Here is a 12,308-nt window from a genome sequence, read left to right on the forward strand (position 1 = left end):
CACCCCAACCCTCTCCCCCAACGGCGTTGGGGGAGAGGGAGTCAAAATCAAGGCAAAGCGCTTCATGCCGCATGCTCCGCCAGCAGCGCCAGCAGCTGCGCCTCGTCCCATACCGGCACGCCCAGCTCATTCGCCTTGTCGAGCTTGGAGCCGGCTTCCGCGCCGGCCACCACGAAGCTGGTCTTCTTCGACACGCTGCCGGCGACCTTAGCGCCCAGCGCTTCGAGCTTCTCCTTCGCCTCGTCGCGGCTCAGGGTGGGCAGCGTGCCGGTGAGCACCGCGGTCTGGCCTTCCAGCGGCAGGCTGGTCGTTTGTGCCGTCTGCGGAATGACGTCCAGCAGGCGCTGCATCGCGGCCTCGGCTTCGCGCAACGCATCCAGCTGCGAGGCGTCCGACAGATAGGCTTCGAGATTGATCGCCGCCGCCTGCGGCAGGCCGGCGGTGATCCACTGCGCCTGCCCCGCGGCTAGCAGCCGCTGCAGCGTCGGATATTGCGCGGCCAGCAACGTCGTGCTCTTGGGGCCGAGCTTGTTGACGTTCGCCATGTCCAGCAGCACGGCAAGACCCAGCCGTTCGCGCAGTTTCGGCGAAGGCTCGCCCTCGTCGCCGAAACGCACCCCCGCGGCGAGCAGCGCATCCACCACCTGCTGGTTGCCCGGCTGCGCGAAGAAGCCGGCGATGGACGCGGCCACCTCGCTGCCGATGTCCGGCAGCACGCGCAGCACCGGCGCCGGCATGCTGCGCACGAACTCCAGCCGGCCCAGCCATGCGGCCAGCGTCTTCGCCGTGCTCTCGCCGATGTGCATGATGCCGAGCCCGAACAGGAAGCGCGCCAGCGTGGTGACCTTGCTGGCTGCGATGCCGTCGAGCAGGTTCTCGGCCCACTTCGTCGCCACCTTGCCCTGCTTCACCGTTTCCGGCGTGGTGCCGTCGCGCTCGTCGGCGCGGCGCTTCATCTCCAGGAAATCGTCCAGCGTGAGCCGGTACAGATCGGCCGGCGTGTGCACGTAGCCGAAATCCACCAGCGCGTCGACGTAGCGCTCGCCGAGGCCGTCGATGTCCATCGCGCGGCGCGAGGCGAAGTGGATCAGCGCCTCCTTGCGTTGCGCCGCGCAGACCAGGCCGCCGGAGCAGCGGTAGGCCGCCTCGCCTTCTTCGCGCAGCAGCGCCGAGCCGCATACGGGACAATGCGCCGGCATCGTCCATGGCCGCGTGTGCGGCGGGCGCTGTTCCGGCATCACGCGCACCACTTCGGGGATCACGTCGCCGGCGCGGCGCACGATCACCGTGTCGCCCACGCGCACGTCCAGCCGGGCGATCTGGTCGGCGTTGTGCAAGGTGGCGTTGGTGACGATGACGCCGGCCACCTGCACCGGCGCCAGCCGCGCCACCGGCGTGGCCGCGCCGGTGCGGCCGATCTGGATCTCGATCGCCTCGACCGTGGTGGTCTGCTCCTGCGCGGGAAACTTGTGCGCGATGGCCCAACGCGGCGCCCGCGCCACGAAACCCATCGTGCGCTGCCCTTCGTAGTCGTCCAGCTTGTAGACCACGCCGTCGATGTCGTACGGCAGGCGGTCGCGCTTCGCGCCGATGCGCTTGAAGTAGGCGATCAGCCCGTCAAAGCCGCGCGCCGTGCCCACCTCGGGCGAGACCGGGAAACCCCACTCGCGCAGCTGCTGCAACGTGGCCGAATGCGTGGGCGGCAGTTCGCCGCCTTCCACCACGCCCACTGCGTAGGCGAAGAAACTCAGCTTACGCTTCGCGGTGATTGCCGGGTCGAGCTGGCGCAGCGAACCGGCCGCGCCGTTGCGCGGATTGGCCAGGGTCTTTTCGTCGTGCGCGCGGGCCTGCGCGTTGAACGCCTCGAAATCCTTGCGCAGCATGATCACTTCGCCGCGCACCTCCAGCACCTCCGGCCAGCCCGCGCCGCGCAGTTTCAGCGGGATGGCCCGCACGGTGCGCAGGTTCGCGGTGACATCCTCGCCGGTCTCGCCGTCGCCACGGGTGGCGCCCTGCACGAACTGGCCCTGCTCGTAGCGCAGGCTGATCGCCAGGCCATCCAGCTTGGGTTCCACCGAGAACATCGGTTCGCGCCGGTGCAGCGTCTGCTCGATGCGCCGCTCGAACTCGGCCACTTCGTGGAAGCGCGTGCGATCGTCCTCGCCCTGCTCCCCATCGACTTGCTGCTCGAAGGCGTTGGACAACGACAGCATCGGCAGCGCGTGGCGCACCTCGGCGAAGCCGCCCTGCGCGCGCGCGCCCACCTTGCGGGTGGGCGAGTCGGACGTGGCCAGCTCGGGATGCGCCGCCTCCAGCGCCTCCAGCTCGCGCATCAGGCGGTCGTACTCGGCGTCGGTGATCGTCGGATCATCGAGCACGTGGTAGCGGTAGTTGGCCTCGACGATGCGCTCGCGCAGGTCGGCGGCACGGGTCTTGCTGTCGGCGGGAACGGAGGATGCGCTCATGCGCGCAGTTTAGCGATCCGCAAGTCGTGACGGACGATCGAAGTAAGCGAATCGAAAGCCGGCGGGGCTAGGCTCATGCACCGGCGGCCATGTTTCCGGCCGCAAGGGAGGCACCCCATGCGCACGACACGTTACGCGTTGTTGCTGCTCGCCTTCACGCTGTCTGCACCGGCCTTCGCGGGCGGCGGCCCGCTCGGCATCGATCACCGCCTGCACTACGACAACAGCGGCATCTGGAAGCGCACCAACCAGAACATCCTGATGTACGGCACCATCGTGACGGTGGCCGGCGGCGCGCTGGCCTTCGGCGACCAGGACAAGCTGGGCGACACGTTCTGGCGCTCGGTGGACGCGATGGTGATCTCCAGCATCGGCTCGGAGGCGCTGAAGTACACGTTCCGGCGCGAACGCCCCTCGCAGACCTCCGACCCGAACCGCTGGTTCGAGAGCAGCCACGCGCAGAGCTTCCCCAGCGGCGAGGTCACCGCGATCACCGCCGCGGTGACGCCGTTCATCGTGAACTACGGCCACGACCACCCCGCCGTCTACGCGCTGGCGCTGCTGCCGGCCTACGACGCGGTGGCGCGCATGAAGACCCGCGGCCACTGGCAGACCGACGTGCTGGCCGGCGCCGCGCTGGGCGCCGGCGTGGGCATCTGGGCTGCGCACCGGAATTCCCCGCTGATCATCGGCTGGCTGCCGGGCGGCTTCCAGGTGGGCTTCGTGCACCACTTCAAGCCGTAGTCTCGGCTTCGGGTTCGTCATTCCGGCAAAGGCCGGAATGACGGCGGGACGCTCAGCGGTGCAGATCCCCCGCCGCTTCCGGCTGGTAGTCGATCGACAGCACGGTGAGGCGGCGCTTGCGGCCGTCCGGGGTCGGCCACTCGATGTGCTTGCCCTTGGCGAGGCCGAGCAACGCGCTGCCCACCGGCGCCAGGATCGACACCGTGCCGGGCTTGCCGGCCGCGCCCGGGTAGACCAGGGTCATCGTCGTCGGCTCGCCGCCGGCCTCGTCGGTGAAGCGCACGGTGGAGTTCATCGTCACCACGTTGCGCGGCATCTCCGTGGGTTCCAGCACCGTGGCACGGTCCAGTTCCTCGCGCAACGCGGCATGCGCCGCGGCCTGGACCGGCGGCATGCGGTCGAGCAGCGACTCGATGCGCTCCAGGTCGAGGCGGGAAACGGTGATGGCGGGTTGACGGCTCATGGTCCTTGTCCTGTCGCAAGCAAAGCGGATCGCGCAAAAGAACACGCCGGAGCGGTGGGCACCCCGGCGCGCGATGGTCTTGGTTGTATCGCCTTCCCGATCTGGGGGTGGCGATCGATGAAACAAGGCTGACTTTGCGCAGGAATGCGACAGAAAGCAAGCTGTCGCGTCAGTTATCATTCGCGCAATGCCTCACGAAGCCGCCGAGCCGCTCCCTCACGCCGATGCCGTCGCCGCGGCGACCGTGGCCGAGGCGGAAGCCATCTCCTCGCGCGAGCGCTATCGCGGCCTGCTGTGGCTGGTGGCCGCGGCGTTCTTCATGCAGGCGCTGGACTCCACCGTGGTGAACACCGCGGTGCCGGCGATGGCCGACGCACTGCACGAGACCCCGCTGGGCATGCGCAGCGCGCTGACCAGCTACGTGTTGACCCTGGCGATCCTGATTCCGGCCAGCCCGTGGCTGTGCGACCGCTTCGGCACGCGCCGGGTATTCGGCGCGGCGATCGTGCTGTTCGGCCTGGGCTCGCTGCTGTGCGGGCTCGCGCAGACGCTGCCCGAGCTGGTCGCCGCGCGCGTGCTGCAGGGCGTGGGCGGCGCCGCGCTGATGCCGGTGGGGCGCTACGTGCTGGTGCGCAGCATCGACAAGCGCGAATTCGTGCGCGCGATGAGCACGGTGGCCACCTTCGGCCTGCTCGGTTCGGTGCTGGGGCCGCTGCTGGGCGGCGCACTGGTGGAATACACCTCGTGGCGGCTGATCTTCCTGATCAACGTGCCGGTGGCGATCGCCGGCGTGTGGATGAACCGGCGCGACATGCCGGAATACCGGCTGGACCGCGCCAATCGCTTCGACCTCACCGGCTTCCTGCTGTTCGCCGTCGCCTCCGCCCTGTTGCTTACCGCCTCGGAACTGGCCGGGGACGCCCCGGTGCCGTGGGCGAAAATGGGTGCATGCGGCGGCATCGCCTTGCTGCTCGGCGTGGTCTACGTGTGGCACAGCCGGCGCACCGCGCATCCGGTGGCGGACCTCGGCCTGCTGCGCGTGCGCAGCGTGTCGGTGGCGCTGACCGGTGGCCTGTCCACCCGACTCGGCATCTCGGGCATGTTCCTGCTGTTGATGCTGTTCCTGCAGGTGGGCTGCGGCTGGTCGCCACTGGCGGCGGGCCTGATGATGGTGCCGCAGGCGCTGGGCTCGATCGCCGCGAAATGGGTGATCAATCGCGTGCTGGTGCACTACGGCTATCGCCGCCTGCTGCTGGGCAACACCTTGATCGTGGCCGTGCTGCTGGCCGCCTTCGCGCTGTTCGGGCCGGGCACGCCGGCCTGGCTGATCGCCACGCTTACGTTCTGCTACGGCTGCTTCACCGGCCTGCAGTACACCACGATGAACACGCTGATCTACAACGACCTGGATATCCGGCACGCCTCGATGGCCTCGTCGATGGCCTCCACCGTGCAGTACCTCGCGATGAGCTTCGGCATCGCGCTGTCCACCCTGCTGATGCAGGCGCTGCTGCGCGGGCACACGCCCGAGGATTTCGTGGTCGCATTCCGCTGGACCGTGCTGTTGCTGGCCCTGATCACCGCTGCCGCCAGCCGCGTGTTCGGCCAGCTGCGCCCCGACCGCCCGGCCGAGGCGTTGCCCTCGACGGGCTGAGCGTCACGACGCCGGCGCAGCCGGCATGTAGCATGCGGGCCTCGCCTTCGCCCGGACGCGTCGCATGCACCACGCCAGTGACATCCTGCTCACCCTGTTCATCGTGTTCGTCGCCGCCCAGGTCGGCGGCGAGATCGCCCAGCGGCTGAAGCTGCCCGGCGTGGTGGGCGAAATCGCCGCCGGCTGTGTGATCGGCCCTTCGTTGCTGGGCTGGATCACGCCCGAGCAGACCGCCACCGGCACGCCGCTGGACGTGCTCTCCGAGATCGGCGTGGTGCTGCTGCTGTTCTCGGTGGGCCTGGAAACGCGGCTGGAGGACCTGAAGAAGGTTGGCAAGTCGGCCTTCCTGGTCGGCGTGATCGGCGTGATCGTGCCGTTCGCGATGGGCGCGCTGTGGGCGCATGGCCGCGGCTTCAGCTGGGACAAGTCGATGTTCGTGGCCGCCGCCTTCGTGGCCACCTCGGCGGGCATCACCGCGCGCGTGCTGCAGGAACTGGGCGCGCTGCAGCGCACCGAGAGCAAGGTGATCCTCGGTGCCGCGGTGATCGACGACATCCTCGCCATGCTGCTGCTCGGCGTGGTGGTGTCGATGCAGGGCGGCGAGGGCTTCAAGCCCGGCCACCTGCTGGTGGTGCTGGGCGAGGCGGTGGGCTTCATCGCGGTGATCGGCTGGGGCGGCGCACGGGTGATGCGCTGGAACTCCAGCTGGCTGGACAAGCCGCGCCACGCGCAGTCGCCGCTGCTCTTCGCGCTGGCGCTGTGCCTGGGCCTGGCCTACGTCTCCACCTTGTTCGGCCTCGCCGCGATCATCGGTGCCTTCCTCGCCGGCATGATCGCCTCGGAAACCCGCCAGCAGCACACGCTGGAAAAGCAGACCCAGCCGCTGCTGACCCTGCTCACCCCGTTCTTCTTCGTGATCACCGGCAGCAAGATCGACCTGCACGAACTGGCCAGCGCCGACGCGCTGTGGATGCTGCTGGTGGTCACCGTGATCGCGATTCTCTCCAAGCTGATCGGCGGCGGCCTCGGCGCGCTGTCGCTGGGTCGGCGCGGCGCCACCATCGTGGGCTTCGGCATGGTGCCGCGCGGCGAGGTGGGCGTGGTGATCGCCAGCCTCGGCCTTGCCGCCGGCGTGTTCAGCAATCGCGTCTACGCGATCATCGTGGCGATGTCCCTGCTCACCGCGATGGTCACGCCGCCGGTGCTGGCCTGGCTGCTGCGGCACTCACCGGAGAACGCGCCGCCGCGCTGACCGCGCCGGCCCGCCAAGACGAAACGCCCCGGTCGGGGCGTTTCGCAGCACGGATCGGCCGGCTCAGAAGTTCGCCGTCACCCGCGCATACCAGAACGCGCCGTTGAAGCCGAACGGCGAAGTGAGCGCGTACTTCACGCCGAGGAACTGCAGCGTGGCGTTCTGCTCCTTGCCCGGGTAGGTGTCGAACACGTTGTTGCCGCCAACCGCCACCGAGAAGGTGTCGTTGAATTTGTAGCGCGCCTCCAGATCGAGCAGCGTCTTGCCGCTGTAGTGGTCCACGTCGTTCGGCGGGTTGTTGCTGCCGAACAGGCCGACCGTGGTGCTCCAACCGCCGTACTGGTTGATCCGCGCGATGGCGTCGAACCGGTGCAGGTTGTAGTCGAAGCTGAGCACCGCCCGGCTCTTGGGCACCTGGTGTTCGAGGTCGTACACGAAATCATTGTTGAGCGTGTCCGGCTTGACCTTCACCACGTCCTGCTTGTTGTAGTTGTAGCGGAAGTCGACGTTGAGCGTGCCGTCGCCGAGCGGATGCCGCGTGTCGACCACGAAGTCGAGGCCCCGGACGTGGGAGTCGAACGCGTTGCCGAAATAGCTGGCGTCGCTGCCGAGCAGCAGCTGCGCATTCGGGTAACCGCCGGAGGCGAGCTGGTCGACGGTGGCCTGGGTCACCGTCTTGCTGACCAGGCCGATGCGGTTGGCGATACGGATGAGGTAGTAATCCAGGCTCGTGGTGACACTGTCGGTCGGCGTCCACACCGCGCCTACCGACAGGCTCTTCGAGGTCTCGGTCTGCAGCGGCGCCGAGCCCAGCGCGCGCGCCACCGGGTTGTTCACCGGATACGTGCCGCTGGGGATCAGGCCGCCCTGCGCATTCGCCGTGGTGGTGACGTTCAAGGTGTTCGCCTGACCGGGCGTGGGCGTGCGGAAGCCGGTGTTGTACGTGCCGCGCAGCGCGAACGTGTCGGTGAACGCATAGCGGCTGGAAAGCTTGTAGACCACCTTGGAACCGTAGCCGTTCGCGTGCTCGTAGCGCACCGCCGCGGCGCCCGACCACTTGTCGGTGAGGTTCGTCTCCGCGTCGAAGTAGGCAGAATCGCTGTTCTGCGTGAAGCGCCCCGCCGCGTTGGTCGGAAAGCCCTGGAACGCGTCCGAACCCACGCCGAACACCGACGCGGTCGGTCCCACCTCGATCGAACCGGCATCACCCTGGTGGATGATGTAGGTCTCCTGGCGCCACTGCGCGCCGAACGCGAGCGTGAGCGGCGAGTTGTCGAACGAACGGACGAAATCCGCGCCGGCGCCCTGCTCGCGCTGGGTCAGCTTGCCGGGATGGAAGTTGGTGGGCGAAAGCATGCCCAGGCTTGGGTTGATCGAGCCCTGCAACTGGTAGTCGACCTCGTTGCTGCCGTTGCGGTAGTGCACGTCCCACTGGAGGTTGCTCTGCCCGCCCCCGCGCACGCCGCCGACCAGTTGGTGGTCGGCGATGTCGGCGCCGAACAGCGGGCTGTAGCCGCCGGGGAACTGCTTGTAGATCGGGTTGAGCAGCTCCCAGCCGCTCGGGCTCGCGGCGTTGGCCGTGAGGTAATTCGCCGGGTTGCCACCGCCGGCGACGATGCTGTCCACCAGCGACTGCGGTGCGTTCGCCGGTGTCAGGGTGCCGTTCGCGTAGCTCACCAGGGTCGAGCGGCCGCTGATGCCGTACTGCGCCGGCAGCACCGGGTTGCGGTAGAAGAAGCTGGACAGCACCTTCTTGTCCATGAAGTCGCCGTAGCCGTACAGCTGCACGTCGCCGGCCAGCGGCAGGCCCGCATTGACGAACAGCTTGTTCGTCTTGGTCTGCGGGTCGCCCCAGCGCTGGCCCAGGCCGTCGTACGGCACCTGGTTCGCGCCCACCACCGCCGCGACGGCTGCCGCGCCCCCTTGAGGGATGCCGCGCGAGGTGGGATCGGTGGTCTCGTGCTCCGCGCTCACGTGCACGAAGCCGTCCGCGCCGAGCGGAAAGCCCGCGTCGGCGTCGTAGCGCCGCAGGTCGCCGTCGCCCTTGCCGTACTCGCCCCACTCCGCGCTGACCGTCGCGCCCTTCGGCTCCTTCTTGAGGATCACGTTGACCACGCCGGCGATCGCGTCCGAGCCGTACAGCACCGAGGCGCCATCGCGCAGCACTTCCACGCGCTCGATCGCGTTGGACGGAAACACCGAGAAATCCACCGCCTGCGCGCCCTGGTTGAAGGTGCCCAGCGGATCGATCTGCAGGTTGACCAGCGCCGAGCGATGGAAGCGCACGCCGTCGACCAGCACCAGGGTCTGGTCGGGCGACAGGTTGCGCAGCGAAACCGGTCGCACGAACGCCGTGCCGTCGGCGATGGGAAAGCGCTGGGTGGTCAGCGAGGGCACGATGCTGGTCAGCGTGTCGGTCAGGTCCGCCGAGGGCTGCTCCGCGATCTGCTTGCCGCTGAATGCATCGATCGGCGAAATCGATTCGGTCGGCGACAAGCCGGCCCGGTGCGTGCCGGTCACCACGACCTCCTGCAGATTCGTGGTCGTCTTGGCCTTGTTGGTGCCGGCCTTGTTCGTGTTGCCCTGCTTGGCGGCCGTCGCCGAAGGCGGCGCCGCCTGCCCGTTGTCCGTCGCTCCCTGGTCCTGCGCCTGCGCCGACCACGCCATCAGCAGTGCGGCGGCCAGCGCCGTGCGCACGAGTACCACGTCGATACTTGTCTTGTTAGGCATTTGCGTCTCCCCTTCCCTTGCCCCGAAAGCCCCCTGCGAGCGGCAAGCTACAACGGCGCGCGTGAGGGAAAAGCGCCGTATTCCCGGTTTCGATGCATGCGGGCGCATCCCCGGCAACGCGAGCGGAACATCGAGCCTCCCGATCTGTCGAAGCCGGAGCCGCGACGTGATGTCGTAACGAAATCTTGCGCGCGCGAGCTTCTACACTGGACTGCGGCACCACCACACCCAAGGAGATCCCCATGAAGATCCATCCCCTGCTCTCGATCGCCCTGGTCGCCACGCTGGGCTTCGCCGGCACCGGCGTCGCCAGCGCGCAAAGCAGCGGCGTGCTGGTACGCAACGACGGCATCTACCTGCGCTGCGACCAGTGCGGCACCGTGCAGCGCGTGGAGCAGAACATCACCCAGGGCGGCGGCCATGGCACCGCCGGCACCATCATCGGCGCCATCGCCGGCGGCGTGCTCGGCAACCAGGTCGGCAAGGGCAACGGCCGCAAGCTCGCCACCGTGGGTGGTGCGGTGGGCGGCGGCTTCGCCGGCCACGCGATCGGCAACAACGCCGGCAGCAGCACCAGCTGGGTCGTGCGCATCAAGATGGGCAACGGCAGCTACCAGAACATCCAGGTCAAGGACGCCAGCGGCATCCGCCAGGGCGACCTGGTGCAGGTGGACGCGAACGGGAACATCGCGCGCATCCAGTGAGGATTGCCGGATTGCGGAAAGACGAAACGCCCCGGTCGGGGCGTTTTGCTTGGGTGGTCCAAGGTGACCATACTCGATTCCCTCCGGCCTTCATGCCCGCGGGAGCGGATCGTGGGCGCGATTGCGCCGTAACCGTTCCGGTCATGGTGCAATGTCGAAAGACTGAAAACTGGCGGAGGATCCGATGCTCAAGACATACACCGGCAGCTGCCACTGCGGCGCCGTCCGCTTCGAGGCGGATCTCGATATCAGCGCCGGCACCGGCAAGTGCAACTGCACGATCTGCACCAAGATGCGGCTGTGGTCGGCCAATGCCTTTCCGCAGGCATTCCGCCTGCTGGCAGGCGAGAACGATCTCACGGACTACCGGGGCCGCGGCAACTCGGTCGCGCATCACCAGTTCTGCAAACACTGCGGCGTCAGGGCGTTCGAATGGGTCGACATGCCGAACATGAGCGGCAGCAAGTACTACAACATCAACGTCATGTGCCTTGATGGTGTCGACATCGACGAGCTGGTGTCCGCGCCGGTGACGTATTACGACGGCCTCAACGACAACTGGGACGAGAGCCCCGCCGAAACGCGGCACCTGTAGACATATCGCCACGAGCCAGCATGACGCAAGCCGCCGCCACTTCGAATCACTCCAACGCGCGCACGACGGCGGCCGCGTCCGGCCGCGTGCTGATGTGGCGCGGTGGAAGCGTGTGGATGGGACGCGCCACAGGTCTCGTGCAGCCCCACACCCACCATGCCATGCAGATCACGCTGGCACCGGAACAGCCGGTCCGGCTTCGATGCTCCTTGGCCGCGGACTGGCGAGACATGCATGCCTCCATCGTCATGCCCGACCGCCGGCACCAATTCGATGGATGTGGCCAGGACGTCGTGATGATCTTTGTCGAGCCCGAAACACTCGCCGGGCGGGCCTTGTCCATCCGTTATGGCGATGCCGACCTGGCATCGATCGACGACGCCGTCGTGCTCCGCCGCGCGCGCGACCTCCTGGCTGCCTTCGACGATCGCGCTGCATACGACGATGCCGCCCTGATCGAAGCCGCCAAGCAGGTCGTTGACCTGCTCACCGGGCACGCCGCCGGAACGGCCGCGCCGGACCAGCGAATCGCACGGGCGCTCGACTGGATCCGCGACCACCTGGATGCGCCGATTGCCTTGGGACAGGCCGCAGCGGTAGCCCACCTTTCGCCGAGTCGATTCCGCCATCTCTTCGTTGCCCAGACCGGCATTTCGTTCCGCGCCTACCTGCTCTGGGCGCGGGTCGGCCATGCCATCGTCCGCGGCCTGGGCGGGGAATCGTGGACGACAGCGGCCCAGCAATCCGGCTTCGCCGATTCCGCCCACCTGAGCCGCACCTGCCGGCGGATGTTCGGCATCGCGCCGACCATGCTGGGGCGCGTCGAATAGGCATCGCCGCTTCCCTCCTGCCTGCGGATCGTGCGATGGCACCCCCGGCCGCAGGTCAGCCCATACATTCAAGCCCCGCATGGACAGGATCCGCAGAATGCGCTCCGTGGACTACTTCCGGCCCACTTCTACTGGAGTGACAAACCATGAATACCGAAACCAGCACCCCCTGTTCGTGCATCAACTGCGTCGGCGCGGCCTGCACCTGTGGCTGCCAGGCAGCCCCGACCACCAAGCCCACCGGTTGCCAGTGCGGCTGCCAGCAGGGCGGTACCTGCCTGTGCGCCAAGGACTGATGGAGATCCGTGCGGGTTGCGATCTTGTTTGATCGTTGATCTCCGCCAGGAACACAAAACGCCCCGGTTGGGGCGTTTTGTTTGGGTGGCCCAAGGGGCGGTATTTATTCCCTCCGCCCCTTATGCCTGTTCACGCACGCGCCGAGATCAAACGCTGGCGGCGGGAATACAACGAGGAGCGATCGAAGAAGGCGCTAGGCGGGCTGATACCCGCCGCCGACACAAAGCAGTTAAAGTGGCCCCGGACTCTAAACCGTCCGCTACTCGAAGCGGGGGCGTCGGATGGCTAGCAAGTGCATGCGGCATAGTTCGCGCTGCTTTTGTGAGGGCAAGTGCTTAGTAGCGCGATATTGATGAAAACTTATAGATCGTAGCGGGGATAAAACCTTGAAGCGTATATTGCGTTTATTAGGCGGAATCTTGGGCGCCCTGATCCTTGGCGCCCTAACAGGCTGTTGAGAAACCTCCGCGCGCCGCCGCGGTCATAGACGTTCTCAATCACTGACCGCCCGATCCGATGCGCAGCCCCGACGTCCAGCAGCTTGGCATGTTCTCGTATGTATCGGTCGAAGACC

General features: G+C 67.6%; 10 protein-coding genes. 7 read left to right on the forward strand and 3 right to left on the reverse strand.

Annotation, left to right across the window (positions count from 1 at the left end; translation table 11 throughout):
* Positions 1–62: 62 nt before the first annotated feature.
* Positions 63–2,465 carry an NAD-dependent DNA ligase LigA gene (gene ligA, locus B0E52_RS00220; protein ID WP_077480564.1) on the reverse strand — a complete coding sequence of 801 codons (2,403 nt, stop codon included), beginning with the start codon at positions 2,463–2,465 and terminating at the stop codon, positions 63–65.
* Between the two features lie 117 nt (positions 2,466–2,582).
* Between ligA and B0E52_RS00225 the strand changes: the two genes are divergently transcribed.
* Positions 2,583–3,209, forward strand: a complete 627-nt coding sequence (locus tag B0E52_RS00225) for a phosphatase PAP2 family protein (protein ID WP_077480566.1) — start codon at positions 2,583–2,585, stop codon at positions 3,207–3,209.
* Positions 3,210–3,261: 52 nt separating this feature from the next.
* Here B0E52_RS00225 and rnk read toward each other — a convergent pair whose 3' ends face one another.
* Positions 3,262–3,672, reverse strand: coding sequence for a nucleoside diphosphate kinase regulator (rnk, locus tag B0E52_RS00230; RefSeq protein WP_077480568.1), 411 nt, complete (start codon positions 3,670–3,672; stop codon positions 3,262–3,264).
* Between the two features lie 187 nt (positions 3,673–3,859).
* On the opposite strand from rnk, the gene B0E52_RS00235 reads away from it, so the two are divergent.
* Positions 3,860–5,326, forward strand: a complete 1,467-nt coding sequence (locus B0E52_RS00235; RefSeq protein WP_077480570.1) for an MFS transporter — start codon at positions 3,860–3,862, stop codon at positions 5,324–5,326.
* 64 nt (positions 5,327–5,390) lie between these two features.
* Complete coding sequence (locus tag B0E52_RS00240) at positions 5,391–6,578, forward strand: cation:proton antiporter (RefSeq protein ID WP_077480572.1); 1,188 nt, start codon at positions 5,391–5,393, stop codon at positions 6,576–6,578.
* Positions 6,579–6,641: 63 nt separating this feature from the next.
* On the opposite strand, the gene B0E52_RS00245 is transcribed toward B0E52_RS00240, so the two are convergent.
* Positions 6,642–9,308: a TonB-dependent receptor gene (locus B0E52_RS00245; RefSeq protein ID WP_077480574.1), complete on the reverse strand. Its 2,667-nt coding sequence runs from the start codon at positions 9,306–9,308 to the stop codon at positions 6,642–6,644.
* Positions 9,309–9,550: 242 nt separating this feature from the next.
* On the opposite strand from B0E52_RS00245, the gene B0E52_RS00250 reads away from it, so the two are divergent.
* From B0E52_RS00250 to B0E52_RS18485, 4 genes are all read left to right on the forward strand, one after another.
* Complete coding sequence (locus tag B0E52_RS00250; protein ID WP_077480576.1) at positions 9,551–10,012, forward strand: glycine zipper 2TM domain-containing protein; 462 nt, start codon at positions 9,551–9,553, stop codon at positions 10,010–10,012.
* Between the two features lie 184 nt (positions 10,013–10,196).
* On the forward strand, positions 10,197–10,607 hold the full coding sequence (locus B0E52_RS00255; protein ID WP_077480578.1) for a GFA family protein: 411 nt from the start codon (positions 10,197–10,199) through the stop codon (positions 10,605–10,607).
* 20 nt (positions 10,608–10,627) lie between these two features.
* The gene (locus B0E52_RS00260; RefSeq protein WP_077480580.1) at positions 10,628–11,437 is read left to right on the forward strand and encodes an AraC family transcriptional regulator; all 810 of its coding nucleotides are present in this window, start codon (positions 10,628–10,630) and stop codon (positions 11,435–11,437) included.
* A gap of 146 nt (positions 11,438–11,583) precedes the next feature.
* Positions 11,584–11,733 (forward strand): hypothetical protein, encoded by a 150-nt coding sequence (locus tag B0E52_RS18485; protein WP_168174102.1) that lies wholly within the window; start codon positions 11,584–11,586, stop codon positions 11,731–11,733.
* Positions 11,734–12,308: the final 575 nt, after the last annotated feature.

Origin of the sequence: Rhodanobacter sp. C06 (assembly GCF_002001105.1) — a bacterium.
Taxonomy (GTDB): domain Bacteria; phylum Pseudomonadota; class Gammaproteobacteria; order Xanthomonadales; family Rhodanobacteraceae; genus Rhodanobacter_A.

What these genes read in the sequence shown, in the direction of transcription:
- B0E52_RS00235 (WP_077480570.1), top strand. Translation starts at nt 3,860, where the DNA reads ATGCCTCACGAAGCCGCCGAGCCGCTCCCTCACGCCGATGCCGTCGCC.
- B0E52_RS00255 (WP_077480578.1), top strand. Translation starts at nt 10,197, where the DNA reads ATGCTCAAGACATACACCGGCAGCTGCCACTGCGGCGCCGTCCGCTTC.
- B0E52_RS00225 (WP_077480566.1), top strand. Translation starts at nt 2,583, where the DNA reads ATGCGCACGACACGTTACGCGTTGTTGCTGCTCGCCTTCACGCTGTCT.
- B0E52_RS00245 (WP_077480574.1), bottom strand. Translation starts at nt 9,308, where the DNA reads ATGCCTAACAAGACAAGTATCGACGTGGTACTCGTGCGCACGGCGCTG.
- B0E52_RS00250 (WP_077480576.1), top strand. Translation starts at nt 9,551, where the DNA reads ATGAAGATCCATCCCCTGCTCTCGATCGCCCTGGTCGCCACGCTGGGC.
- B0E52_RS00240 (WP_077480572.1), top strand. Translation starts at nt 5,391, where the DNA reads ATGCACCACGCCAGTGACATCCTGCTCACCCTGTTCATCGTGTTCGTC.
- B0E52_RS00260 (WP_077480580.1), top strand. Translation starts at nt 10,628, where the DNA reads ATGACGCAAGCCGCCGCCACTTCGAATCACTCCAACGCGCGCACGACG.
- ligA (WP_077480564.1), bottom strand. Translation starts at nt 2,465, where the DNA reads ATGAGCGCATCCTCCGTTCCCGCCGACAGCAAGACCCGTGCCGCCGAC.
- B0E52_RS18485 (WP_168174102.1), top strand. Translation starts at nt 11,584, where the DNA reads ATGAATACCGAAACCAGCACCCCCTGTTCGTGCATCAACTGCGTCGGC.
- rnk (WP_077480568.1), bottom strand. Translation starts at nt 3,672, where the DNA reads ATGAGCCGTCAACCCGCCATCACCGTTTCCCGCCTCGACCTGGAGCGC.